Origin of the sequence: Haladaptatus sp. DYF46, assembly GCF_021083305.1 — an archaeon.
In the GTDB taxonomy this organism is placed as follows: domain Archaea; phylum Halobacteriota; class Halobacteria; order Halobacteriales; family Haladaptataceae; genus Haladaptatus.
In genome coordinates, this window is sequence record NZ_JAJFAY010000027.1 from 1 (window position 1) to 1,278 (window position 1,278).

A 1,278-nucleotide genomic window follows, 5' to 3' on the forward strand; every position below is an offset into this window, starting at 1 on the left:
ATCGCCGAGTAATTCGCTGTCTCTTGGATCCGAATAGTTGATCCATTATACGTTCCTGTCCCAGTGAACGAATAGCGGTGAACAACACCCCATGAATCGACTACGGCGGTAAACGAGCCATTTGTGACCGTCACGGGCTGAAATGAACGTACCAAAGATGAAGGAGTGCTCAAATTGCTCGAGTGTAAGCGGTACAAGTTGGGCGCTGAGCTGGAATTGTTTGCCTTCGTAATTGATTGGATTGTGGATGCAGTAACAAAGAGATACAGTCGGTCGCGGGTCGTCAGTGAGCCAAGCATCGTCGGTCGGTCTGGCAGTAACCGATAGTTGTTCTCACCGTTGACAGTTATTCTGCGAAGCGTCTCAGTACCATTTGACCAGTACTTGATTTTCCCCTGTGATGCACCTAGTAACGCCGGAATTTGGCCTGCATACGCTGTATTGGAGCGAAAGTGAGTGTTGTTGTGTGTCGCTTGAATTGTAGTAGATTTGTGACGCAAGAGCGTCCCATTTGCATAGCGTAGGTTGAGGGTTTGGTGATACGTGAATGATTCCTCGGTAAGGATCCGAGCGTGTGCTGCAGTGAGTTTTTCGGCGCTCGTCACTCCGTCTGCTGTAACTCCTGGGGCAAGTGTACCGGAGAGAGTGGTGGTCGTTTCGGATTGGGAAGGAGACGGGCTGGGTGAAAGGAAGCTATTGCAACCAGCAGTGAGGATGATGAGTAGACATCCGAGATAGACGATGCGTCGCATTGTTGTTTGTTGTCTCGTTTGGCGTGAAAAATGTATTGATTGTCTCAGACGCGACGTCGTACTCGGAATGTCAAAGCAGACTACTTGAGATAAGAGTTTACTCGAAGGAGAGAGTATCTGAGGAGGTCCAGTGGCGATTAAGCTGTTGTGAACACACACCAGGTTTCAAGTGAAGACTGACAGCTAAAACGCCAGTATCGACTACAGAGCGTCTATGTTTGAGACGTGTTCCGTGGACTGTGTGTTTTATCGAGATGGGGAGAATGGTTGAAAAGAAACGAAGTTACTTTACGATCTCCGGAAATAGTGACTACATGAAACGTCGCTGGTTTCTGGTCCTCGGAATCTTCCTCATCATCGGTCAACTCACGGTCCGCGCAGTATTCGGCCTTCCAGCCCCGTCCGAATCGAGTGCGATAGCAACATTTGTGATTACTGGCGGTGCAGGCGTTCTGTTCGCGATCGGCGGTACCGGAAAACAGGTCGGGAGCATCACCTGGAACCAATTCATTGGGGCAGCTGATCT

The 1,278-nt window shown here is 49.7% G+C and carries 1 protein-coding gene and 1 pseudogene; one reads left to right on the forward strand and one right to left on the reverse strand.

The features are described 5' to 3' along the window. The coding region (locus LJF34_RS28775) for a hypothetical protein (RefSeq protein WP_231190502.1) at positions 1 to 752 on the reverse strand (752 nt) is incomplete at its 3' end. Between the two features lie 263 nt (positions 753 to 1,015). Here LJF34_RS28775 and LJF34_RS28780 point away from each other — a divergent pair. Next, positions 1,016 to 1,278: pseudogene (locus tag LJF34_RS28780) on the forward strand (hypothetical protein); the annotation flags it as partial.